Annotated in this window: 22 protein-coding genes and 1 other RNA gene; 21 read left to right on the top strand and 2 right to left on the bottom strand. The window is 36.3% G+C overall.

What is annotated here, in order from left to right; all coding sequences use genetic code 11:
• The first annotated feature begins 44 nt into the window (after positions 1–44).
• From CEF19_RS18305 to rnpB, 21 genes are all read left to right on the top strand, one after another.
• Entirely contained in the window at positions 45–1604 is a 1560-nt protein-coding gene (locus tag CEF19_RS18305; RefSeq protein ID WP_100407400.1) for a response regulator transcription factor, read from the top strand.
• 2 nt (positions 1605–1606) lie between these two features.
• The gene (locus CEF19_RS18310; protein WP_198510318.1) at positions 1607–3361 is read left to right on the top strand and encodes a sensor histidine kinase; all 1755 of its coding nucleotides are present in this window, start codon (positions 1607–1609) and stop codon (positions 3359–3361) included.
• A gap of 83 nt (positions 3362–3444) precedes the next feature.
• A complete protein-coding gene (locus CEF19_RS18315; RefSeq protein WP_100407402.1) occupies positions 3445–4779 on the top strand; it encodes an ABC transporter substrate-binding protein in 1335 nt (444 codons plus the stop codon).
• A 69-nt stretch (positions 4780–4848) separates the two neighbouring features.
• Positions 4849–5814, top strand: coding sequence for a carbohydrate ABC transporter permease (locus CEF19_RS18320; protein WP_227522110.1), 966 nt, complete (start codon positions 4849–4851; stop codon positions 5812–5814).
• Positions 5815–5816: 2 nt separating this feature from the next.
• Positions 5817–6623: a carbohydrate ABC transporter permease gene (locus CEF19_RS18325; RefSeq protein WP_100407403.1), complete on the top strand. Its 807-nt coding sequence runs from the start codon at positions 5817–5819 to the stop codon at positions 6621–6623.
• A 322-nt stretch (positions 6624–6945) separates the two neighbouring features.
• A complete protein-coding gene (locus tag CEF19_RS18330; RefSeq protein ID WP_227522023.1) occupies positions 6946–7794 on the top strand; it encodes a metallophosphoesterase family protein in 849 nt (282 codons plus the stop codon).
• A gap of 67 nt (positions 7795–7861) precedes the next feature.
• On the top strand, positions 7862–8473 hold the full coding sequence (locus CEF19_RS18335) for a glycerol-3-phosphate responsive antiterminator (protein ID WP_100407405.1): 612 nt from the start codon (positions 7862–7864) through the stop codon (positions 8471–8473).
• Between the two features lie 245 nt (positions 8474–8718).
• Positions 8719–10041, top strand: a complete 1323-nt coding sequence (locus tag CEF19_RS18340; protein ID WP_227522024.1) for an ABC transporter substrate-binding protein — start codon at positions 8719–8721, stop codon at positions 10039–10041.
• A gap of 74 nt (positions 10042–10115) precedes the next feature.
• The gene (locus CEF19_RS18345) at positions 10116–10961 is read left to right on the top strand and encodes an HAD family hydrolase (protein WP_100407407.1); all 846 of its coding nucleotides are present in this window, start codon (positions 10116–10118) and stop codon (positions 10959–10961) included.
• 44 nt (positions 10962–11005) lie between these two features.
• Positions 11006–12076: an ABC transporter ATP-binding protein gene (locus CEF19_RS18350; RefSeq protein ID WP_100407408.1), complete on the top strand. Its 1071-nt coding sequence runs from the start codon at positions 11006–11008 to the stop codon at positions 12074–12076.
• A 5-nt stretch (positions 12077–12081) separates the two neighbouring features.
• Complete coding sequence (locus CEF19_RS18355) at positions 12082–12951, top strand: carbohydrate ABC transporter permease (RefSeq protein WP_227522025.1); 870 nt, start codon at positions 12082–12084, stop codon at positions 12949–12951.
• Positions 12952–12965: 14 nt separating this feature from the next.
• Positions 12966–13793: a carbohydrate ABC transporter permease gene (locus CEF19_RS18360; protein ID WP_100407409.1), complete on the top strand. Its 828-nt coding sequence runs from the start codon at positions 12966–12968 to the stop codon at positions 13791–13793.
• Between the two features lie 24 nt (positions 13794–13817).
• Entirely contained in the window at positions 13818–14543 is a 726-nt protein-coding gene (locus tag CEF19_RS18365) for a glycerophosphodiester phosphodiesterase (RefSeq protein WP_100407410.1), read from the top strand.
• 247 nt (positions 14544–14790) lie between these two features.
• The gene (locus CEF19_RS18370) at positions 14791–15825 is read left to right on the top strand and encodes a LacI family DNA-binding transcriptional regulator (protein ID WP_100407411.1); all 1035 of its coding nucleotides are present in this window, start codon (positions 14791–14793) and stop codon (positions 15823–15825) included.
• A gap of 231 nt (positions 15826–16056) precedes the next feature.
• Positions 16057–17073 (top strand): Gfo/Idh/MocA family protein, encoded by a 1017-nt coding sequence (locus CEF19_RS18375; RefSeq protein WP_100407412.1) that lies wholly within the window; start codon positions 16057–16059, stop codon positions 17071–17073.
• A 2-nt stretch (positions 17074–17075) separates the two neighbouring features.
• Positions 17076–18344 (top strand): ABC transporter substrate-binding protein, encoded by a 1269-nt coding sequence (locus CEF19_RS18380; protein ID WP_157801004.1) that lies wholly within the window; start codon positions 17076–17078, stop codon positions 18342–18344.
• 47 nt (positions 18345–18391) lie between these two features.
• Positions 18392–19324 carry a carbohydrate ABC transporter permease gene (locus CEF19_RS18385; protein ID WP_227522026.1) on the top strand — a complete coding sequence of 311 codons (933 nt, stop codon included), beginning with the start codon at positions 18392–18394 and terminating at the stop codon, positions 19322–19324.
• Positions 19321–20151, top strand: a complete 831-nt coding sequence (locus tag CEF19_RS18390; protein ID WP_100407414.1) for a carbohydrate ABC transporter permease — start codon at positions 19321–19323, stop codon at positions 20149–20151. Before CEF19_RS18385 ends, CEF19_RS18390 begins: the two co-directional genes overlap by 4 nt.
• A gap of 39 nt (positions 20152–20190) precedes the next feature.
• Entirely contained in the window at positions 20191–21159 is a 969-nt protein-coding gene (locus tag CEF19_RS18395; protein WP_100407415.1) for a sugar phosphate isomerase/epimerase family protein, read from the top strand.
• On the top strand, positions 21147–22334 hold the full coding sequence (locus CEF19_RS18400; protein ID WP_227522027.1) for a Gfo/Idh/MocA family protein: 1188 nt from the start codon (positions 21147–21149) through the stop codon (positions 22332–22334). Before CEF19_RS18395 ends, CEF19_RS18400 begins: the two co-directional genes overlap by 13 nt.
• A 245-nt stretch (positions 22335–22579) precedes the next feature.
• Positions 22580–22968, top strand: an RNA gene (gene rnpB / locus CEF19_RS18405) — RNase P RNA component class B.
• Positions 22969–23103: 135 nt separating this feature from the next.
• Here the strand turns inward: rnpB and CEF19_RS18410 are convergent.
• Both CEF19_RS18410 and CEF19_RS18415 read right to left on the bottom strand, forming a co-directional pair.
• On the bottom strand, positions 23104–24321 hold the full coding sequence (locus CEF19_RS18410) for a LysM peptidoglycan-binding domain-containing protein (protein ID WP_100407416.1): 1218 nt from the start codon (positions 24319–24321) through the stop codon (positions 23104–23106).
• Positions 24322–24496: 175 nt separating this feature from the next.
• Positions 24497–25525 carry a CAP domain-containing protein gene (locus tag CEF19_RS18415; protein WP_227522028.1) on the bottom strand — a complete coding sequence of 343 codons (1029 nt, stop codon included), beginning with the start codon at positions 25523–25525 and terminating at the stop codon, positions 24497–24499.
• Positions 25526–25599 lie beyond the last annotated feature (74 nt).

Genomic DNA, 25599 nt, shown 5'->3' on the forward strand with positions numbered 1-25599 from the left:
ATGGTATCTTTGAACCATCCTCATTTTAGAAAGGCGGGGAAGCTGTGAAATCTTTTAAAGTAATGATAGTGGATGATGAAATTCTTGCAATAGAGCATATAAAAAGCCTTTTGGACTGGAAAACATACGGCTTTGATCTTGTTGCTGAAGCGGTTACTGCTAAGCAAGCTATCGTATTAGCTGAAAAGACACGACCAGATGTTATTTTTATGGATATTCGAATGCCTGCAATGGATGGTTTAACAACGAGTAAATATATTTTAGAAAAAAGGAAGAATGTCAAAATTGTTCTCCTCACATCTCATCGAGACTTTGATTATGCCAAGGAGGCAATGAAACTTGGAATAACGAACTACTTGTTAAAACATGAAATGAATGGTACCCAGTTAAGTAAGGAATTAAAAAGGTTAAGAGAGGATTTACTTTTCGAAAGAGAGAAGGAAGCTAATGTCATCAGTCATAATCTTAGACAAGTAGTGGCGGAGAGTCCGAATAGCCAAGAAGCTATCGAGCAATTAGAAGAGGTGCTTGGCGATGTGGCAGGATATGCATTAATGTATGTGAAAATAGATTCATGCTTTCCAGTGATTGAGATAAATGAAGGGGATCTCAGGTCTATTAATCTACAGAAAATTGTCAAAAATTATACTGATAACTTGGCAACTGCGAATGTAAATATTGTCGATTCTATTTTAATATCAAAAGAATCTCTACTCGTTCTTTTCGAATCACCTAGTAAACTAAGCGACGAGCAACTTCGAGTTTCGCTCTATCAGCCAGCTTCCATTATTCAAAAGGTAATAATAGAAGAAGGGATTACAGCAACCATCCTTCTTTCACCTCTATTCAAAAAAATAAGAGAATTACCAAACATATTCAAACAAACTGAAAGTAAGTCTTCGTTTCTTCTAGTCTATGGAAGAGGGAATATCCTGCGTATACAAGATATTTGTAAACCGTCTATTAATAACACGTGTTGGAATAAGCTTGTTCAGAAAATGAGTATGCAATCAGATCTCGGATTTAAAGACAAAATTGATTTTGCGTTTGATTGGATGACATCCGGACAGTTCCATCCAACTCTTTTAAAAGCTGTTTGCCAGCAATTGGTTCATCAGTTAGAACAATTAAGAAAAGAACAAGGAATGTCTTCATATTTCGAATTACACTCACGACAAAAGCTTAATATAGACGAATGGTACGACCTAAAAACGATTAAACAATGGTTTCTTAAAGAGCATAATATGATTATAAACACTTCAAATTTGTCATCAAAGTACTCAAAAAAAGTTGAGTTAACCATTAAGTATATTTACGAACATTATCAGAATGAACTAAGTGTCGAAACAATTGGTGAAGCCCTTTCACTTAGTGGAGATTATGTACGCCATATTTTTAAGAAAGAAACAGGGAAAACAATTTTAGAGTATGTGACGTGGTATCGAGTAGAAAAAGCTAAGGAACTTTTGCTAGTAGATTCTCTTAAAGTGTATGAGATATCTGAAGCAGTCGGTTATAAAACGAGTCAATATTTTAGTAAGGTGTTTAAGAAAATGACAGGAATGACCCCCTACGAATTTAAAGACAATGTAGGAAAACGATGACAATGAAAATAAAAACAAAAATGACTTTAAGCGTAGTGTTGATTATTACGGTTGCCCTATTATTTAGTGGGGCGTATACGTACTCTTTTTTTAGTGATATTTTAATTGACCAAGTTATGAAGGATGAATCAACAAAGCTAAATCAAACGGCTGAACAAATTAGATATATACAAGATGATATTCAACAATTTACTCAATATATTCTAGTAGATGATGAAATCCAATCACGTATTAATAAGATATACTCCTCAAACGATTATTATCAAAATCTGATAAATAAAGATTGGTTATCTAAAAAACTAAAAAGCTACCTATTATTAAAAGATTATATTGATAGCGTTGTTTTAGTGAGTAAAGATAAAACGGTCATTTCATCAGATAATCGAACTAATGAATATTATAAAACCACTCTAAATGAAAGTTGGTATAAGGAATTCATACAGAGAGATGTTTATTCAGGTTTTTCAACGATTCATCCCCTGCAAAGTCATCAAAAATCGATTGGGGCGATAAGTTATATTGTTCCATTTAATTCAATACTAAATCCTGAAAGTAAACTTCACTATCTTATCGTAAATATTGATTTAACACATTTCATTAAAATGATTAACAATGGAAAAACAGAATATGAAACAATTTCGTTAATAGATAGTAAGAATTCCTCCTTGTATACATCTAATCAGCGATTAACACGTGATGTAGAAATCGTACTTTCTCGTGTAAATCAAGAATTAAGCTACCAAGAAGAAAATACCACACAAATTATTAATGTAAACCAATCTATGAATGATGGTTGGAAGTTGGTCACGATTAAATCAAAAAGAACGGTGCTCGAACAAATTGATTTTATTTTTTCCTTTATTTTAGCCACTACAGTTGTAAGTATTTTTTTAATTCTAGTCATATTAACGCCAATTTTATTAAATATTACAAAACCTATCATAAAACTTACACAGGCTATGAAAAGAGTTTCAATGGGGGACCTAAATACAAAGGTAACCATTTCAAGTAAGGATGAAATTGAAACGTTAGGTAATGGATTCAACCAGATGGTAGATGAATTACGCACTTACATTTCCCAGTCTATTAAAGATGAACAAATCAAACAAAAACTGCAAATGGATTTACTTCGTTCTCAAATTAATCCACATTTTATTTATAACACGTTAAATACGGTTATTTATATGGCCCAAAAACAAGGAAATCAAGATATTGTTAAAATGATGGAGTCATTTATTGGACTATTACAAGATGCCATCAAGGAAGGAACGAAAGGTTACTTTGTCACTTTAAAAGAAGAAATGGAGATAGTTGAACATTATATCGTCATTCAAGAATTTCGTTACCCCAATCGATTTGAAGTTTTATGGGACATTGAACCGACCTCTAAAGAAATATATATCCCACGTACGATTCTCCAACCTTTAGTTGAAAATGCACTCTTCCATGGCATTGTTCCAAATATGGAAGTTGGTACTATAAGAATAATTAGTAATATAGAAAGAGAGCAACTTGTTATCAAGGTGAAAGACAATGGGGTTGGTATTAATGAAGAGATAAAGAGAAAATTCAATAAAGGATTGCCGATATCTGAATCTGGAGCACATTTAAGACCGATAGGTTTAACAAATGTAAGGGATCGAATTTTACGATTGTATGATAAAGAAGCATCCATAGAAATTGAAAACTCGGTAGAAGGTGGTATGAATATTATAATCAGGTTGCCAATAAAAGAAACCGGATTTTATACAATATAACCAGATACTCCTGTTTTGAAAGCGTATTCACGGTGCTAAATTTAAGATGTACTAAAAATCGTAACAAAGGGAGGAACATTCGTATGGTTAATCTACGGAATTATAAGTTAGGTATTCTTATTGCAGTCTTAAGTTTGGTCATGTTCTTAGTCGCTTGTAACAATCGTAATGAAGAAGTAATTACTGATGAGTCGAATACAGGAAATGATGTGGGGGAAACTGAGGAAGCAGAGAAAGGTACGATTACAATGTGGGGGTGGGATACAAACTACATTGATGTCGTTAGAAAAGAGTTTAATAAGGTCTATCCAGAAATTGAAATTGAATTGACGACGGTTGATGCAAATGACTATCTCCAAAAAATCCAAACAACTTTAGCCTCCGGAGGAGAACTTCCAGATGTTTTATGGGGAGAGCTAAATTTTCGTGGAAAAATGTTCGAATTTGATATTTGGGAAAACCTAGAGGAGGCCCCATATAATGTTGACAGAAGTGAGATGTTTGATTACTTACCTGCGTTAACAAGTAATCCACAAGGAGATATCGTTGGAATTGAACAGTCTGTAAGTCCAGCTGGGTTAGCTTATCGAAAAGACTTAGCGTTAGAGTATTTCGGTACAGATGATAGGGAAGAACTTGAAAAAATGTTTCCAACCATTGATGCAATGATTGAAAAGGGAAAAGAAGTACGAGAAAAAAGTGATGGTCAAGTGTATATGTTTGCTAGTCTTGGTGAACTCAATGAGATGGTATCAGGTCAAAGCCAGGTACCCTTAATGAATGGAGAAGTAGTAGATGTTACCAGGAAAATGGGTGGGGCTCTTGAAACGCTAGTTAAAATCAGAGATGCAGGAATTGTCGATAAATTAGAGCAATGGTCTCCGCAATGGAATGCTAGCTTTGCGAATGGAAATCACATATTTTATCCTTCAGCTAACTGGGCTCCTCAATATGTTATAAAACCAAATGATAGTGAAGGAGAAGGAAGATGGGGGTTAATGAAAGCACCTGATAAGTCATATAACTGGGGTGGTACAGTTTTAGGTATTTCAAAAACGAGTGAAAATAAAGAACTTGCGTGGACGTTTATTGAGTGGCTCTTATTGACAGAAGAAGGTGCTGAAGCTAGCAAGTTAGTGAACTTCTTTGTTCCTATTAAATCAGTTTATGAAGACCCAGAATTTGCTTCATCTGTTGACCCGTTTTTTGATGGTCAGGATGTAGGGCGTTTTTGGATGGAAGAAGTCGTCCCTGAACTTGATTTACCAGTTATTTCAGGACATGATGCAGCTGTAAAAGATTCAACAATACTTATATTAAATCTCATCAATTCAGATAGGAATGTTGATGCTGACGAAGCGCTTGTTAGACTTATTAGTGAAGTGGAAGGTAAACTCCCGGATGTAGAAGTTAAGTAATATCTAAGAGGATCTAGACGCTTTCAGTTCTAGATCCTCTTCATTTAAAGAATGGAGGTCTGATCATTGATGAAGCATGAAACGGTTCACCCATCGTTACCAAACATAAAAAAATCAAAACCACCTAAAACGAATACATTCAGAATTAGTATGAAAGTATGGCCTTATATCTTTTTATCACCATTTATTATTTGCTATTTAGCCTTTAATATTTTTCCTATTTTCTATTCGTTTGTCATTAGTTTTACAAGATGGGATGGTTTTAGCGAAAAACTCTATGTTGGATTTGATAACTACATTCGCGTGTTTACACAAGATCCTTACTTTTGGAAATCGGTATGGAACACACTCTTAATAATGATGATGTCAACACCATTTGTTATCATTTTCGGGCTTTTATTAGCTGTATTTCTTTTTAATATAAGTAAGGGGAAATCTTTCTTTCAGACAGTGAATTTCATCCCTTATATTACAACCCCTGTTGCAATAGGGTTAATCTTTGCCTTTTTGTTTGATTGGTCATCTGGTACAGTAAATACAATTTTGCTAAATTTAGGAGTGGTTGACCAAGGTATTAACTGGCTTGGTGAGCCGTTATATGCAAGAATTGTCGTTGCTTTAATGATTGTTTGGAAGTATACAGGTTATCATATGGCAATTTATTTAACGGGGTTAAGTACGATTCCTCAAGAGCTTTATGATGCGGCAAAGGTAGATGGTTCATCACCAGTAAATACGTTTTTTAAGATCACAGTTCCATTATTAGCTCCAATTACTCTTTTTCTAGTATTAACAGATATTATTGGGGGATTACAAATGTTTGATGAACCTAAGCTTCTTTTTTCAGGTTCTGGGGGAACTTCAGCAGTTGGAGGTCCTGAACGCTCTGTATTAACAGTTATTTGGCATTTTTATGACGTGACGTTTACCACGTCTAGATTTGGTTACGGGGCAGCAGTTTCTTTCTCTTTATTTTTAATTATTATTGTGTTTTCTATCGTGAGTTATAAATTTATGAGTAAGGAGAGGATTTAATCATGAAAAAAATTCTTTTAGGTTTGTTGTTAGCCTTTGTTTCATTGATAAGTCTTCTACCATTTTATGTTTTGATTATAATGACAACTAATGTGTCTGAGGATATTTTTAAGGGGAAAATGTTTATTCCAGGAACTTACTTTTTTGAAAATCTTAAAACAGTTCTTGAAAGTAGTTTCTTTCATAGTTTTTGGAACAGTATTATCGTTTCGGTCATTTCAACAATAGTTTGTGTGTTTATTTGCACAATGACAGGTTACGCTCTCTCTAAATATGATTTCAAATATAAGAAAATTATCTATTTCTTAGTTATTGGGACGATGATGGTTCCGACTCAAATTGGTTTAATCGGCTATATCATGGAGATGAGATTCTTAAATCTTAATGATACATTAATACCGTTAATTTTGGTTTGGTTAACGAATCCATTTGGTGTATTTTGGATGGTCCAATTCATGAAAACCTCTGTTCCCAATGAAATTATTGAAAGTGCACGTATTGATGGTTGTAATGAATTTAGGATATTTCTACAAATTATTATTCCTATTGTAAAGCCAGGGATTGCTACGTTATCTTTAGTTATTTTTCTTTGGTCATGGAACAACTATTTACTCCCGCTTGTAATGATTAACAAAGAATCATTTTTTACCATTCCACTTAGTATCCAATCTCTAGGGAATTATTACCGAACCGACTATGGGGCTAGAATGATGGGTCTTCTTATTGCCATTGTACCATTAATACTCTTATTTATTATTGGTTCAAAGAGCTTTATAAAAGGATTGACCGCGGGTGCAGTAAAGGGTTAACGAACTATTAAATTTAAATTGTGGAGAAAATATTGGCCTTTGGGGCTTTTTCCTGGAAGAGTAGTACGTCGTTAGGCAGAAAGTACAGCCCATTGGTTGTGCTTTTTTAGCCGTCTATAAGCTGCATAACTATGGTGTCCTAATATAAAACATAAATTTGCTTACTATTTTTCTGTATAGGTGGATACCTAGCTTGAAAATTTCTTTTAGAAAGGTATTAAATTTACTAAACATTAACAAAACTTTGATGTTAAGAAAATACGAGGTTAATATCCCATTACTATAATTGAATTGTTATCAAAAAAGAAAGTAGGAGAGGGGAATGACTATGAAACTAGTTGTAATGGGAGATTTACATTACTCAGCAATTGATGAAAATGTTCAAGGACTATTTGAAGCTCGTGCTACCTTCTACGGAAAATTTATTGAACGATTTTTAGAGATTGATGCTGATGCCCATGTGTCGCTAGGAGATTTAACAAACTACGGTCTTTCACTTGAGCTTGAAGGAATTTATACATTATTACGTAAGAAAGAGCGCAATTTTATTCACGTTTTAGGAAACCATGATTTATATGCTCAACCTAGGCAAGAGGTTCTTAAACAAACAGGTCAATGTCGATACCACTCTATTACGACAGAAGAAGCAGTCTTTGCCTTTTTGGATACAGCTAAAGAGATGGATTATGAAGATTGGGGTGGGTGGATTGACGAGGAACAGCTCTTATGGTTTGAGGAAGTCGTAAGGGATTCTGGAACTAAACCATTACTCGTCTTTGCGCACCATCCTGTTTATAATACGACAAAAAGGTCTGATAGAGAAAAAGGTTCCATTCATCCAGATATTGATATGTGGAAGATTCTTGAGACTAAGAAAGGTATTGGAATGTACTTCAATGGACACACACATATTGACTCTATAGAAAAGCAAAAAAATTGGACATTCGTTCAGATGTCGGCTTGTCTAGACCAACATGCACTGCGAGTAATCGAAATTAGTAACGAAGAAATTAGTGTTTCTGCTATCGATATTTTAGATGAAGAAGTGATGAAAAATGCCCCAATGATTTATAACAATATTTCCCACTATAGACATCAAACAGATATTAGAGGTGAGGATATAGACCGTGAATGTTGCGTGTCTTTAAAACCGGTAGTTGAGGTTCTTTAGCTTCAGAAAAAGAGAAGGGTCAGCGCCATAATGCTGACCTATTTTTTCTTAAAGGAGACGAAATAAAATGGGACAAGAACTAAAAGAATTCCTTAGTAGCTTGGACACACATAAGAAAATTGCTGCTATTAAAACACCTAAACAAATTGAAACGGTGATAAAGTTTAAAGATAGAATTGGTGGTGTTTTTCTTCTAACAGGTAATGTAAATGTGATTAAAGAGTATGTTGATTTGTTAAAAAATGAAGGTTTGCCAACCTTTGTCCATATAGAGAAAATAAAAGGTTTAAGTAACGATAGTGATGGTCTAGATTTTATTGCCAATTACGTCAAACCTACAGGTATCGTAACGACAAAACCTAGTTTAATAGTCTCTGCAAGAAAACGAAAATTATTGACGGTACAACGGATTTTTATGATTGATACAGAAATTATCGAGAACCTTCCAATGTTACTAGAGAAAAACAAGCCTGATATTATTGAAATAATGCCGGCCCGAATTCCAGAAATTATCACCGAATTAAAAAAGTTTATTAAGGAGATCCCAATTATCACCGGTGGATTATTAACGAAAGAACAACATGCAATCGAAGCGTTAAAACATGGCGCGGTAGCAGTATCAACTTCAAATCTAGAAGTTTGGAAATCTGAACTTCAAGCTGGATTAATACATAGATAGAAGGTTAATAATAGATTTATGTTAGATTAATATAGTCTTAACAATTATAGATTATGATAAAAGTGAAAAGTAAATAGAACATTTTGGTGTGAATGAAGAGAGACCTCGCCGAATAGAAATGAATTTTTTTCATGCTATTCATTGAGGTCTCTTTATTTTGATTAAGGAGGGGTGATTGTTTAATTTTGTAAGCGAATATGAGTATGACCGTGATAAATACTAATTAGAAAATGAGGAGAATGAAAATGAAAAAAGGATTATTATTTATGATTTTTGTAGTCATGACAATGTTTACTTTAGTTGGGTGTAATTCATCGAATGAGACAACGGGTGGTTCAAGTCAAACGGAGAGTATGGATACTGCATCAGCAGAACCGAGTGAAAATAATGAAAAGATCGAAATTACTTATTGGTATGCATGGGGAGATAAAATTGGAGAAAATAACGAAAATTTAGTCAAGATGTTCAATGAATCTCAAGATAAAATTCACGTAACTGCAGAATATCAAGGATCTTATGATGATTTGCATGCAAAGACACAAGCTGCTTTTGCTGCTGGCAATGCACCTGAAGTCACTCAAAATGAAATAGCATCTGTTGCTATCTTTGCCAATTCAGGTATGACGGAAGAATTAACACCGTTTGTTGAGAAGGATGATATTAATATTGACGACTTTATCCCTGGCCTAATGGGGAATTCTTATGTTAATGACCAATTATATGCTCTGCCTTACTTACGTAGTACACCAATTCTATATTTGAATACAACCATTCTAGAGGAAGCAGGTCTTGATCCGGCCGGTCCGAAATCATGGGAAGAGTTCGAGGAGTATGCGCGAGCGTTAACAATTAAAGATGAGCGAGTTGGGATGACTTTACCGATTAATATTTGGTTTTATGAAGCGTTTGTTGCCCAAAGTGGAGGCCAAATGCTTGCAGAAGATGGTAATTCTGTAGCGTTTAATAATGAAGCTGGTGTTGCTCCAGTAGAATTTTGGAAAAAGATGGCAGATGAAGGAATTATTAAAATTCCAACAGGCGATGAAGCTGGTGCGACGGCAAAACAAGATTTTGCAAATGGACGTTCCGGAATGGCTTTCAGTTCAACAGCAGATCTCTCTTATTGGTTAACAATGTCTGAAGAACAAGGCTTCGAATTGAATACTACTTTTATGCCTGCTAATAAAACCTTTGGAGTTCCTACAGGTGGTTGTAACCTAGTTATGACTGCAGGATTAGACGAAGCAACTCAAGAAGCAGCATGGGAATTTATTAAATGGATGACAGCTACGGAACAAACAGTCTATGCCAGTGAATACACAGGATATCTTCCAAGTCGTACAACAGCTGTGAACAGTGATGAGATGCAAAATCTCTATCAAGAGTTCCCACAGTACGAAGTGGCCGTTGAACAATTAGAGTATGCAAGACCGCGTCCTATGAAAGATGAATATCCGGAAATTTCCAAAGTTCTCACAGATGAAATTACACGTTCAATTATTACTGGAGTCAATCCACAGGAGGCACTGGATCTTGCTGCGGATAAAGCAAATAAGTTACTAAACTAATTCTATAAATTGACGTACGGAGAGAAAGCTATCATGTGATTGGCTTTCTCTCGAAATTATTTAGGAGGTAACAGATGAATATATTTCAAGATATTAAAATTGCTATATTTGATATGGATGGAACACTTTATCAAGATTATTCCTTTTTAGAACGATATCTTACTTACTTATTTGAGGACACGTTATCACATCTAAAACTACAAACAATTATTGAAGAAGCGTATTTGATTTTAGACGGAACACATACCATTCAGTTTGGTCATTTTGTTGATAAAGAAAAGCAAATTACCTTTAAATATGACAACGATAGAATGTCAAACATATGTTCATGGGCAGATAATAAGCAAGAAACTTTCTATGAACAAACATCGATTGATATAAAAAATGACCAAATTTTTTATATCGGTGATCCATGGTGTATAGCTGGTTTCTATATTGAAAAATTCCAAATTGAGAAAAAGAAATGCATCGACGCCTTTTATAAAGTACGTAAAGAGATGTTGCTCTCACCATACGCAATAACAATGTTTCAACCTTTAGTCGAAGCCATTAAGCGAATGCCTGTGGAAAGAAGAGTCTTAATGACAAACACGCCTGAGATATCAGGTCGTGAATTTGTTGATTATTTAGGAATTGGCGATCTTTTTGAGGATTTTGTTTTCGAAGCAAGAAAGCCTATAGGAACGCAGGAATACCTCGTTAAGCTTTTAGAGGAAGGTTATTTACCAAGTCAGATACTGTCAGTTGGAGATAACCCTTGGAATGATTTATATCCTGTTAAACAAATAGGTGGAAAAACTTGCTTGATTACTAAATATAAACATCTCGGGTTTATGGAGGCTGATTTATGTGTGGAAACTGTTGAACAATTAGCGAATCTATTAAAAGAAAGTGTTAGTGAAATAAGTAGTTCTACATAACCTTTTCAAAACTAAAGGAACAATTGAAAGGAGTGTAAGTTGATATGGCTCAAATTATCTTGAAAAATGTAACGAAGTCATTTAACGAGGAGCAAGTCGTAAAGGGTCTAGATTTAACGATTAAAGATGGATCGTTTACTGTATTAGTTGGACCATCAGGGTGTGGAAAATCAACAACGTTAAGAATGATAGCAGGTCTCGAGAAACAAACAAGTGGGGAAATTTGGATAGGTGATACTTGCGTGAATGAAGTGTCTCCGGGAAAACGAAATATTGCCATGGTCTTTCAAAATTACGCATTATATCCAACTATGACAGTGAGAGAGAATATTGAGTTTGGATTAATCAATAAAAAGGTTCCGAAGTCAGAAAGAAAAACACTAATAAGCGAAATCTCAGAGATTGTTGGTCTCACAGAATACTTAAATAAAAAACCTCAGTATCTCTCAGGGGGCCAACGTCAACGTGTCGCTTTGGCGCGAGCTATGGTTAAAAAGCCACAAGTGTTTATACTTGATGAGCCTTTATCGAATCTCGATGCTAAATTACGTAATCAAATGAGAACAGAACTAATCGAGCTTCATAAGAGACTAGGTACAACTTTTGTTTATGTAACTCATGATCAGGTAGAGGCAATGTCGATGGGTGATGAAATTGTCCTTCTTAATAAAGGAGAAATCCAACAAGTAGATAGTCCTATGACAATTTATCAGGACCCTAATAATACGTTTACGGCTGAATTTATTGGAACGCCTGCTATGAACGTGTTGGATTACGAGAAAGTGCGTACCTTTCTACCGAATGTAAATCTTCAAGTAGGCTCTATTGGCTTCCGACCAGAGTACGTTACTCTTAGTCAAACCGTTCATCAAGATAATCATCTTGTACTCCCAGGTGAAATTCTGACTAGGGAAACCCTCGGAGCGGAAATTATATACCAAGTAAAAACGGGAGCAGGTACCTGCCGAGTTAAAAGCTTTATGTCTAAAGTCGAATTTTCGGATCGTGTGTATCTCTCTGTTTCCTTTGAAGACCTTTATTTCTTTAACCATAAAGGCATTCGCATGAGAAATATTTCAATTGGTCATAAGCCATTGGTTCTAGAGGGGGTCTAACCAACGTGGAATGGACAAAATTAAGGCCCTACGCGATGATCGCACCAGCTGTGATTATTTTTAGCTTGTTTTTTATTTACCCGATTTTCTACATGATGTATTTAAGTGCATTTGATTGGAATTTTGTGAGTCCGACAAAAGATTTTGTTGGTTTTGATAATTTTAGTACGTTATTTGGTGAGAGGGAATTTATCGAGGTTGTTCGCAACTCTGCAGTCTACACATTTTTAACTGTATTTTTTACTTTGCTAATTTCCTTGTTTTTAGCTTTATGGTTGAATAAACAAGGAATTGTTTATAGTTTTGTACAAGGAGCTATTTTCAGCCCACATATTATCTCCCTTGTATCGATTTCGATGCTGTGGATGTGGTTAATGGACTCGGACTACGGTCTATTAAACTGGTTATTAGGTTTAATTGGAATTGCTAAGGTACAATGGTTAACTCATCCTGATACAGCACTCTTTTCGTTAGTTATTGTTGCAGTTTGGAAAGGAATTGGTTTTAATACGTTAGTCTTTATTGCTGGTTTACAAAGCATTCCTCAGGATATGTATGAAGCAGCTGAGCTAGATGAAGCAAGTCCTTTGCGTATTCTTTATAAAATCACTTTACCTATGTTGTCACCAACTTTATTCTTTTTGGCTGTTATCAGTATGATCGGGTCATTTCAAATATTTGATACGATTTCAATAATGACACAAGGTGGTCCTATTAATTCTACAAATACCTTTGTTTATTACATCTATGAATACGGCTTTCGATTCTTTAAAATCGGTTATGCATCGGCTGCTGGTGTAGTATTACTTGTTGTTATTAGTATATTAACGATTGTTTACTTTCGGTTGCTTGCAAGGCGAGTTCATTATCGTTAAGAAAGGGGAAATCGATGAAATTACATAAAGTTCCGTTAAAGTTCATTCACGCCATAGGATTAATTGCCATTGTGTGTATATTCGCCATGCCCTTTGTTTGGATGGCATCAACTTCACTTAAAACCTTAGGGGAAACGATTATTTTCCCACCGAAGTGGATTCCTGATCATTTGAATTGGAGCAACTTTTCACAAGCTTGGAACTCAGGACCTTTTTTAAAATACTTTATTAATAGTTTAATCGTATCTGTTGGTATTCTCGTTTTGCAGATGTGTACGATTATTCCTGCCGCCTATGCGTTTGCCCGTTTTAAATTTAAAGGTGATAAATTTTTCTTTGGCCTCACGATGATCACCCTGATGATTCCCGCCCAATTGATATTCTTACCCGTGTATTTGCAAATGAGTTCATGGGGATTACTTGATTCGCTTTGGGCGCTAATTCTTCCTTTTGCATCTAGTGCATTCGGGATTTTCCTGTTACGGCAATCGTTTAAGCAAGTCCCTGAGGAGTTACTTGAAGCAGCACGTCTTGATGATGCGACTGAATGGAAGATTATCTTAAAAATTATGATTCCTATTGCAAAACCAGTATTGATTACCTTTGCTCTTTTTAGCTATATTACACATTGGAATGATTACTTTTGGCCGCTTGTCATGACCACCTCGGATGCGTCAAGGACTTTGCCCATTGGGGTGACCAAATTACTTCAAGTAGAGGGTGGCGTAGCGTGGCATATCTTGATGGCCGGGAATATGATTCTAGTTCTCCCTATTCTAATTGTCTTTTTCTTTTCGCAACGTCAAATCATCCGTGCGTTTGTCTATACGGGTGTAAAATAAAATGGATAGAGGAGATGTTCTAAAATGATTATTATCGCACATCGAGGATGGTCCGGAAAAGCACCTGAAAACACTTATGCAGCGTTTAAATTAGCGATAGAGGAACCAATGATTCAAGAAGTTGAATTAGATGTGCATCTTACTAAAGATGGGATCCCTGTTGTCATCCATGATCACACACTTGAACGAACGACCAACGGCACAGGCTTTGTTTCTGATTATACTTTTAAAGAATTACGACAGTTGAACGCTGGTAGCTGGTTTGATGAGATGTATGAACTCGAGACGATTCCATCGCTAGAAGAAGTACTCGAATTATTTAAAAGTACTACATGTAGGTTGGTTATTGAATTAAAACAAATGGCAGAGTATTATCCTAATCTTGAACAATCGGTAGTTGATTTAATAAGGAAGTACAATATGTATTCGCAAGTAACTGTTTCTTCTTTTGATCATGAAAGTGTCCGAAAAGTGAAGGAATTAGATGAGTCCGTTGAGACGGGCTTGATATATCTCGGACGCACCACCTTATTGTTAGAGCAAATTCATTATACTCGAGCAGCAAATATCTCTATGCACTACGCATTTGTGACAGAAGAACTTGTTGATACGATGGTGTGCGAGGGAATTAAGATGGGGGTCTGGACGGTGGATGAAGATTATATCATTGAAAGGTTAACAGGGTATCATCCGAATTTACGAGTAACGACAAATTATCCCGACCGATTAATGAAGCTTGTACAATTCTAAAAATGTTTGGAAGTTCGAAAGCTCAAAAAACTACCCTCCCTAAAATGGGGACGGTCGTTTTTTTTGAGCTAAAAAAAATTATAAAAAAGATAAATCTAGAAAATAGTTGAATGCACTATGATGTACGATACTCAATTAACTAAATATTTAAAAATTATGTTTGACAGAAACAAATGAATAAGATATAAAGTAACTAGGAACTCCAAATCATCAAAATATAAACTGACTAAGAATATGGTGACTCACAATGAAAATTACAGCAAAAATGATTGCAGAACAATTAGGCATTTCTCCAGCTACTGTTGACCGAGCATTAAATAAAAGAAATGGAGTGAGCCCAAAAACGTTACGAAGAGTTTTAGAAAAGGCAAAAGAATTAGATTATAAACCAAACCAGGCTGCGAGTTTTCTATCGCGAAAGAAACAAATTCTAGTCGCATTTGTATTTCCTATTTATCCGGAGTACTTTTGGGAAGAAATTGAGGTGGGGATTCAAAGGACCGTTGCCGATCTTCGACACTATGGATTTGAGATTGAAATCATCCGAACATTTAAATATGATACATCTATGCAACTCGAAATTGTTAAGGAAATCATTCAATCTAAGAAATATGATGGCTTAGTTTTTTCTGCTAATGATGCGTCTCCATTTGTTCAAATAATTAATGAAGGCATTGAAAAGGGATTTCCCATTTATACGATTAATAATGATTCTCCATCTAGCAAAAGATTATTTTACGTTGGTGCTGACTATCTAGATTCAGGACGATTGGCGGGCGAACTATTATATAGTTTTACCCATTTAAAGAAAAGATTTGCTGTAATAACAGATATAATGAATACATTTCAAATGCAACAAAAGGTATTAGGATTTAAAGAATACATGGGACAAAGAAAAGACGTAGAGATGATTGAACCTTTAAAAATTGATAGTAATAATTTAGAACAATCGTTAAAAACAATACAAAAAGAGATGATTCAAGTGGACGGAATTTATGTCGCTAGTGGAAACCTTGCAGAAGTCAGTCATGTAATAGAAAGGATTGATATAAATCAAAGACCTCGTGTAATTGGACATGACATGAATGAATCTATTTATGAATTACTTCAAAAAGAAGTTATTACAGCTTCGATTTGCCAGGACCCGATTTATCAAGGTTCTTTGACGGTTCGAAAAGTTTTTAACCACCTTATGCTCGAGGAAGCTATTGATACCATTGAAGATATTGTTAAGCTTGAAATTGTTACAAAGGGAAATGTAAAATACTATTTTCAACATTAAAGTTCTATCGTGTATGTAATTTAAAAGGGGGGATGCAATGTATAAATATAAACTTTGTCATACAAGTAAATTTTACAGAAAAATGATGTACGTTAATCATTTCGCTATTAAAAGATATTTCAACTATTATTCACTAAAATGATGTACGTTAATCATTTTAATGAATAGAAATGACAGCGCTTTAATTGTTTGATAAGGAGATAATAATTGACCAAACAGGAGTGGTTTAGAATGATAAAAGTAATTCAAATAGGTGTTGGTGGATTTGGCCAATCGTGGCTTGAGATATTAAGAGATTTTGAAGATGTTGAGTTAGTAGCTGTTATCGATGTGCAAGAAAATAACCTTCAAGAAGCAAGAAGGTTTTTGGACGATGACACGATCCCATTGTTTCAAGATCATCATGAAGCGTTTGAGAAAGTAGATGCAGAGGTCGCTATTATAATTACACCACCACAAACGCATAAGCGATTGGCTTTGGATGCGCTTGAAGCAGGGTTGCATGTCTTCATGGAAAAACCAATTGCACAAAACTTTGAAGAAGCAAAAGAACTTTATCAGCAATCAAAAAAATATGACAAATTTATTATGATTAGTCAAAATTACCGGTGGCGGCCTGAAATTAAAGCAATGAAACAATGCATTCAAGAAGGTGAAATTGGCGAAGTTGAATACGGAGAATGGAACTTTAGAAGAGCAACAAAGTTTGGTGGATGGCGTGACGAATATCATGAAATATTAATTGAGGATATGAGTATTCATCACTTTGATTTGCTTAGATACCTATTAGGTAGAGATGCAACCTCTATTTATTCTACAAGCATGAAACCCTCATGGAGTTGGTTTGGTGGTAATGCTGTTGCGAGCGCGATGATTAAATTTGATGAGGTATTGATTAACTATTTTGGAAGCTGGGTAACACGCGGAAAGGAAACTTCTTGGAATGGAGAAGTTCGATTAGTTGGAAGTAAAGGTATTGTTGAATTAGTCGATGATATACCTTTTATAACTAAAAATGAGGCTAACAGAATGGCACTAGAACTACCATCAACGAACTATACCGATCGTGAATACTCTCTTTATGAAATGGTTCAAGCGTTGAAAGAAAATCGAAAGCCAGTTACGGATATTGAAGACAATATAAAAAGCTTTGCTGTGGTCGGTGCGGCCTTGGAATCTATTAAACAAGGAAAAGAAGTGGCGTTAGAGTTAGAAGGAAAAATGAACAACAAAATTCAGGAGGTATGAAAATGAAACCTTTCGAAAAAACCTTTTATGGTTTGTTTGTATGGTCGTTGGTTGTATTAGCTGGTTGTAATAGCGAGGGAGCAAGTGAAGGGAACCAATCAAGTGAAACAAACAATTCGAGTGAGGAAGTTGTAACAATAGAAGTTTGGGATTATTTGAATCCAGATTCGGCACCAGAACAAGAACAAATCGCCTTATTAGAGCAATATTCTGAAGACCATCCGAATGTAAAGTTTGAACGGACGTACTTTCCTTTTGCGGAATTGAAAACAAAGCTTCTTCAAGGTATTGCTGGTAACGAACTTCCAGACATTGTTATTATGGATAATCCTGATCATCAAGCATTTGCAGAGGCAGGGGTATTTGCAGATATAACCGATGAAATTCAAGAATGGGGAGAAATTGACCTCTATTATGATGGACCAGTCGCTTCAACGGTGTTAGATGGAAAGCACTATGGTATTCCAAACAACAGTAATGCCTTAGCGCTTTTTTATAACAAAGATATGTTTGAAGAAGCAGGGATTACCAATGTTCCAACAACATGGGAGGAGTTACGAGAAACAGCTCTAAAATTAACCAATAGTGAACGGAGAGGGTTAGCGATTTCGGCAGTAAAAAGTGAGGAAGGTACCTTTCAATTTTTGCCTTATTTATGGCAATCTGGTGCTGATTTAGATTCTTTTGGAAGTGAGGAAGCCATCTCTGCGATGTCGCTTATTCAGGAAATGATTAAAGAAGGTTCGATGTCTGAAAATATTGTTAATTGGGATCAACAGGACGTTCTTGTTCAATTCCAAACAGGTAAGGCTGCGATGATGGTTAATGGTCCTTGGCAATTACCAACACTCAGAGAAACGTCACAAGATATTAATTGGGATGTTGCGCTTATGCCAGAAGGGCAACAAGCTGCTTCAATTCTTGGAGGTGAGAACTGGGCGATTACAGCGACATCCGAACATAAGGAAGAAGCGTGGGAATTCTTAAAGTGGACGCAGCAACCAGATGTCCTTGGGCCGATGCACGAAATGGGGGGGAGATTACCAAATCGTGATGATGTAGCAAGTGATGAAGCGTATGAGTGGAATAAAGATCCACAATTACAAGTGTTTGTGCAGCAGATAGAATCTGCAAAGCCACGTGCTTATGGAACGAACTATCCTGAGATCTCAACAATTGTCCAAGAAGCCATACAAAGGGCCGTGACCGGACAGGATGTCGAAACAGTTATGAAGGATGCTGCTGCAAAAATCGATCCTTTATTGCCATAAGGTTAGAAAGGGACTTTCCCTTTCTGAAAAAGGAGGAAACGATAGAAATGGATATCAACGTATCAAAAAAGCCTAAAGCAATTTCTTTCTCCAAAACGGCATTAATCAAAAAAAATATGCCTAAATATTTATTTATGATTCCAGCGTTCCTATTTGTAGTAATTTTTATGTTATATCCAATTTTTTATAACATTTTTGTCAGTTTCCAGGATGTGACGATTATGAACTTGAATGGTGAGAAACCATTTGTTGGATTTCAAAATTACGCACAGATTTTTCAGGATGAACGTTTTCATGTCGCATTAAAAAATACGACTATTTATACGATTTCCTGCATTGTGTTTCAGTTGTCGATAGGATTTTTGCTTGCGTTATTTTTCAATCAACAGTTTCCATTCCGGAACTTCTTTCGGTCGATTATGCTTCTAGCGTGGATGACACCTCTTGTCATTACAGGAACGTTATTTAAATGGTTGTATGATGTTGATTACGGTGTTATTAACTATTTACTCGTTCAAATTGGTGTATTGAGTGAACCTATTAATTGGCTGGGGCAAGAAAGCACAGCGTTACTAGCGATTATCATCACCAATATTTGGATTGGGATACCTTTTAATATGATTTTATTATTATCAGCATTGCAGGCTCTGCCTCATGATGTCTATGAGGCAGCTCGGATCGACGGGGCCTCAAGGTTGCAATCATTCTACAAAATTACTATTCCATTGATGAGACCGGCAATTTTGGTCGTGTTAGTTTTGGGAATCATTTATACGTTCAAAGTTTTTGACATTATCTTGATTATGACTGGTGGAGGACCTATTAATGCAACACAGGTTTTACCGTTTTTCGGGTATGAACTTGCCTTTGTTAATTTCAAATTTGGGCTGAGTGGAGCGGTTGCGACTATTATTTTAGTGATTTTGACTTGTGTTTCCCTCGTTTACTTGTTTATCACGAGGAAGGAGGATGCAATGTGAAGCGTTACACATTTAAGCAATACGGCATGTTTCTAATAGCAATATTGATTACAACGATTTTCTTATTTCCGATTTATTGGATGGTAACGACATCAATCAAGCCACTTCAGGATGTCTTTTCATCACCGCCAATGATAATTCCAGAAACGATTCAATTTCAAGCGTATATTAAAAATCTAGTGGAAGATCAAAGCATCCTTGTGTATTTAAAAAACTCATTTATTATAGCAATTGGCACGTCCATTTTTACTCTCCTTTTAGGATTGCCCGCAGCCTATGCAATGGCACGGTTTAAGCTAAAAGGAAGTGGAGTCTTTTTACTCATTTTGTTAGTAACGCAGATGCTACCTGGGATTATGATGGCCATGCCACTGTTTATTATGTTTAGTAAGTTCAATCTACTCAATAGTTTTCCAGCATTAATTATTGGTAACACAACACTAGCATTACCTTTTGCCATTTTAATCATGCGCCCATTCTTTCTTTCCATTCCAAAAGGATTGGAAGATGCGGCGGTCATTGATGGGTGTAATCGATTTTCCGCTTTTATAAGAGTGGTTCTTCCGCTAACTAAGCCGACAGTGTTAACGGTTGGTACCTTTAGTTTCTTGTTTGCATGGGGAGATTTAATCTTTGCATTAACACTTGCCACAGATGAGACGGTTCGTCCGTTAACGATGGGATTGACGAAATTTATTGGGCAATACGGAACGCAGTGGGACGGCTTGATGGCAGTTTCCACTATAGCAGCAGCTCCAATTATTATCGTATTTATTTTATTACAAAAGTATATTGTAAGCGGTATTACTGCGGGGTCTGAGAAATAATAATTCAAAAATTCAGAAGAGAATAAGGAGAGATTTGCGATGAAATTAGGAGTTTTTGCGGTATTGTTTTCAGAGAAGAGTTTAGAAGAGGCGCTAGATTATATTAAGGAATCAGGACTTGATACGGTTGAAATTGGTTCTGGGGGATTTATTGGAGATGCCCATTGTAAACCTGCGGAGCTATTAGCGGATGAAGAGAAGTTGAACACGTTCAAACAAGCCTTTGAGTCACGGGGTATTCAAATCAGTGCATTAAGCTGTCATGGGAACCCATTGCATCCGAATCATGAAATGGCAAGTCAACATCATCAAATATTTGAGGACACTGTTCGTCTGGCTTCAAAGCTTGGTATTAAAAATGTTGTTACATTTTCTGGATGTCCTGGTGAATCAGAGCATTCCTTGCACCCTGTTTGGATAACTTGCCCGTGGCCAACTGACTTTTCAGAGGTTGTTGACTGGCAATGGAAGAAAAAGGTTATTCCGTATTGGAAAGAACAAAATCAATTTTTAAAGAATCATAATGTTAGAGTCGCTGTTGAACCACACCCTGGTTTTGTAGTTTATAATACAGAAACATTATTACGTCTCAGAGCAGAATGCGGAGAGCAAATCGGCGCAAACTTTGATCCGAGTCATTACTTTTGGCAAGGAATGGATTCTGTTGCCTGCATCAAAGCTTTAGCAAAAGAAAAGGCTCTATATCATTTCCATGCGAAAGATACACGAGTCGATTCGCAAAATAGTGGATTAAATGGGGTTCTTGATACAAAAAGCTATAAAGATATCGCAAATCGGTCATGGGTGTTCAGAACTGTTGGTTATGGTCATGGTGAAGAAACCTGGAAAGAAATCATTTCTGCGCTTCAGACGGTTGGCTATGATGGTGCGATTAGCATTGAGCATGAAGATGGCTTAATGAGTATCGAAGAAGGGTTTACGAAAGCGGTTGAGTTTTTACAAGATAAATTGATAAAGGAAGGTGCAAAAAATCTATGGTGGGCTTAAATAAAAAGCAAGTTAGAATCGGGATGGTTGGATACAAATTCATGGGAAAAGCGCATTCACACGCGTATCGTGATGTCTCCTTTTATTTTGATAATAACGTGGAGCCCATCATGCAAGCCATATGTGGTCGAGATAAAGAAGGTGTGAAGCTAGCTGCAGAGAAAATGGGGTGGAACAGTTACGAAACGGATTGGAGAACACTCATCAATCGCTCAGATATTGACCTCATTGATATTGTTACGCCTAATAATCGCCATGCTGAAATTGCCATCGCAGCTGCTGAAGCGGGGAAGCATATTTATTGTGAAAAACCACTTGCGATGACACTAGACCAATCGAAACGTATGCTTGAAGCAGTTCAGAGAAACAACGTTATTCATATGATAAATCATAATTATCGCTTCGCTCCGGCCGTCCAATTTGCCAAACAATTAATCGAGGAGGGACGGTTAGGGAAGATATATCATATTCGGGCAACGTATTTACAAGATTGGATTATGGACCCTAATTTCCCGTTAGTCTGGCGATTGAGCAAAGATATTTCTGGTTCTGGTTCTCACGGGGATTTAGCAGCTCATATTATTGATTTAGCCAGGTTTTTAGTTGGAGAGTTTGAGGAGGTAAGCGGGTTACTAGAAACCTTTATTAAACAACGACCGATTGTCGAAAATAGTTCTGGTCTAAGTGGAACAGCATCAAGTGATATTAAGGGCCCTGTAGAGGTTGATGATGCAAGTGTTTTCATTGCTCGCTTCGAAAATGGCGCTATTGGGACCTTTGAAGCGACCCGCTTTGCTGGTGGAAACCGAAATGGCAACCGGTTTGAAATTAATGGAGAAAAAGGGTCGATTCGCTGGGATGCGGAAAATATGAATAATCTAGATGTGTATTTCCATGAAGATGAAGCGGGTTTACAAGGTTACCGTACAATTAATTGCACGGAAGATGTCCATCCATATGGAACGGCATATTGGCCAGACGCTCATATTATTGGCTATGAACATACATTTACTAATTTAATGGTGGAATTATTGAAAGGGATCGATAAAGGTATTAGCCCTGCACCTAACTTTGAGGACGGTGTTAAAAACCAGGCTGTCTTAGAAGCTGTTGAACGCTCCTCTCGCTCTAAAAAATGGGTGTCTATTTCAGAGCTACTAAATGAAAGCTCATAAGCTTAATTATTTAAAATTGAATAAGAGATAAAAGGCAGAGGCAACTATCTCTGCCTTTATTTTCGTCAACAGCTGTAACTTTTTCATTAGCTAGATAAAGAACTCTAAACGCCTCTACTATCTCGCCGTCAGGTCTAGTCTCACTATTAGGAAGAAGGTAAGACAAAGTATATAGTTGTTGGAAGATATTATCACTTGCGTAGAATTAAATTAAGGCGTATACTAAGTTTATAACTTCTGATATAACGTTCAGGTAATTGCTGCATCTTTTGATGTAGAGGAAAGTCCATGCTCGCACGATCTGCAACGATCGTAGTGTTCGTGCCTAGCGAAAAAATAAGCTAGGGCAATCTGGTGGTAACTGGATTGCCGGCGGGGAAAAACACCTACGGCTATCATGCTATGGCTGAGTACCCCTGAAAAGTGCCACAGTGACGAAGCTCTTTTGGAAACGAAAGAGGTGGAACGCGGTAAACCCCACGAGCGAGAAACCCAAATTTGGTAGGGGAACTATCTTGAAGGAATAGAAACGGAGAGATAGACAGGTACTTGTTATCTGTAGATAGATGATTACCACCGGAGTACGAGGATAAAACCGATTGTAGTACAAAGGTACAAAACATGGCTTATCGAACGTTATTGAGACAGAAATAGTTAACTAGTATTGATTTGGTTTTAGCACAAAGAACCTACATCTTTATAGATGTAGGTTCTTTTTTGTTTAGTGCGTTTTCTTATTTATGATGCTATATATACATAGTCATCGCATTTAGGAGTTATCAATTTCTTCTCTTTCAATATTTTTCACAATCCATTCGCCATCTTTTAGGCTTAAAATGTAAATCATATTTACGTGGCCAATTAGTGCATTGTTTCGTTCTTGGATTACTTTATATTCTGTATCATTTACTTTTTCTAGAGTAAAGGGTTGGTCCGTTTGCAACCAAGTAGGTGCATCCATAGCTTTAATATATAATATATTATTTTCTTCTCTAAAATAGGTATCTGCAAACCAAGTAGCCAATTCTTCAGACATAATCGCAGTGAAATAAGAAACTAATTCTTCTTTAGAATCAAGGTTTGTAATTTCACCATCTTTTTTTGAATTGTCAGCAAGATCCATAAATGATTTTTTAAATTCAGTCATAACATTCCTAGCAGTAGAGTGATTTAATGCCCCGTCAACGATATTTTCATCTTCATTATCCACTTCATTTTCAATTTGTAAATTGAATGAATTTAAATCGGCATTTAAATTCAAAATTTCTTCAACACTTAGACCGTTGTACTCTTGAGCAATACTCCAAAGTGTATCGCCAGGTTGAACGATATGAGTTACTTTCCCAAGGCCAATTACATGTCCAATTTGTAAATTGTATGGATTTAAACCTGGATTTAAATTTACTATATTTTTTAACGTTACGCCCTCATACTTTTCTGACAGACTCCAAAGTGTGTCACCTGGTCGAATGGTGTGGGTTATATTCCCAAGGCTAATCTCCTGGCCAATTTGTAAGTTGTTTGCATTAGATACGATATTTAAATTCAAGATATCTTCAATATTAATACCATCGTATTCTTGCGCAATACTCCAAAGTGTCTCGTCAGGTTGAACGGTGTGGGTCACCTGGCTTATTGTAATCTCATTTCCTACCTGCAAATTGTACGGATTTAATAAGTCATTCAATTTTAAAATCTCTTCAACTGTGGTACTCTCGTACTCTTGAGCAAGACTCCAAATTGTATCTCCAGGCTCAATCGTATGCGTAACCTGGTTAATTGTTACCTCAGTTCCAATTTGTAAATTATTTAACTGATCATTTATCCCGATAATATCTTCAACAGTCACGTTCGTATACTTTTGGGCGATGCTCCATAAGTTATCGTCTCCTTCAAGCACTGATTCTGCTTTCGGTGATAAATCATTTCCCCAGACAGCTAGTCCTACGGCGAAAACAGGTATAAATATCAACGTTCTTTTTCTCATCTGTTCCCCTCCTTTAATCCTATCGTCTATTTAGCACCTTCCTCTTTTTAGAGAATTTTAAACATTTTATAGGTTAGCAGACATGGTATAAAGGACTTGGAAAATTGGAGTGAGAAAAGGAAAAATGAAAAAGGTAGCAACCAAATATTTGGAGACTACCTTGAAATTATATATTTTATTTTCTTATAAACATTTGTGTCCAATAATGACCATTTTGGTTGTATCCAACACCAATATGGGTGTAGTTATTATTTAATATATTTGCTCGATGGCCTTCGCTATTCATCCAAGCTTGAACGACTTGCTCTGGTGTTTGCTGTCCCTGGGCGATATTTTCACCAGCAGCTTGATAAGATATGTCAAAGTCTCGCATCATATCGAACGGAGATCCATATGTGGGGCTTGTATGTGAAAAATAATTATTTGCTTGCATATCGTTTGATTTTTCCTTAGCTACATTGCTTAATTGTGTATCAGCTTGCAAGTCTGACAAGCCATTATTTCTTCTTTCAGCATTCGTTAATTCAATCACTTGCATCACTACTTCACTAAGGCCTTCAGCACGTTCAGGCTGATTATTCTTTTTTTCAGGACTTTTTTGCTGTTCACGTTCACGCTGGTCTTGAGGTGCTTCTGGTTGAGCAGGTGGTGTATTAGGCTCTGCAGTTGGTGCTTCTGGTTGAGCAGGTGGTGTATTAGGCTCTGCAGTTGGTGCTTCTGGTTGAGCAGGTGGTGTATTAGGCTCTGCGGTTGGTGCTTCTGGTTGAGCAGGCGGTGTATTAGGTTGTTGGTTGCCCCGTCTGTTCGTTTGTTCCGGCGGAGCACCTTCTTGAATGACTCTCGCTATTTCTTCTGGGGAAAGTTGTACTGTTCCTTCAGGTATGAACCGTGAAATCAGTTCTGGTGTTAACTGTTGAACATCTTTGGGTAATAATTGTGTTATTTCTTCTCTTGTTGTTTGTGAAGTCATTCCAGAGCCAACATCAGCAATATATTTAGCATGTCCTACTTGAACTGCCTTTGTATGCGGAAATTGTTCACTTGATATTTCGGTGCTGTCACTCGATATTTGTCCTTGTGTAAATTGTTGCCCTTCAGTGTTGTTGCCCTCATTATTACGGTCAGAAGCATTGTCGTTAAAATTACAGGCGACAAGAGTTAACGATAGACTTAGGAATATGAACATTTTTATCTTTTTTCCCATTTTCTTTCCTCCTTTTTAAAATTTCTTCCCTATTTTTCTCGAAAAGACCGAATATTATTAAGGTAAAACTTAAC

The organism is Bacillus solitudinis (genome assembly GCF_002797395.1).
GTDB lineage: Bacteria > Bacillota > Bacilli > Bacillales > Bacillaceae_D > Halalkalibacter_A > Halalkalibacter_A solitudinis.